Here is a 331-nt window from a genome sequence, read left to right as displayed (position 1 = left end):
GCGGTCGGCGAGCTCCAGCGCCTCGTCCTGGTCATGGGTGACGAAGATCGTCGTGTGGCCGGTACGGTCGTGAATGTCGCGCAGCCACTTGCGCAGTTCTTTCCGGACCTGCGCGTCGAGCGCGCCGAAGGGCTCGTCGAGCAGAAGCACGTTCGGTTCCACCGCCATGGCGCGGGCGAGCGCCACGCGCTGGCGCTGGCCACCCGAGAGCTGCGCTGGATAGCGCTTGTCGAGGCCGGAGAGCTGGACGAGGTCGAGAAGATCGAGCGCGCGCTTGCGGATCTCGGCCGACGGCGGGCGGCGATTGGAGGGCCGCACCTTCAGCCCGAAG

At 69.5% G+C, this 331-nt stretch carries 1 protein-coding gene; it reads right to left on the bottom strand.

Annotation, left to right across the window (positions count from 1 at the left end):
• A partial coding sequence (locus tag ASE71_RS35735; protein WP_156411754.1) for a sulfate/molybdate ABC transporter ATP-binding protein occupies positions 1–331 on the bottom strand: 331 nt, incomplete at both ends.

The organism is Ensifer sp. Root954, assembly GCF_001429005.1.
Classification (GTDB): domain Bacteria; phylum Pseudomonadota; class Alphaproteobacteria; order Rhizobiales; family Rhizobiaceae; genus Ensifer; species Ensifer adhaerens.
The sequence above is the reverse complement of the archived record's forward strand: the minus strand, read 5'-3'. Positions and strand labels throughout refer to the sequence as shown.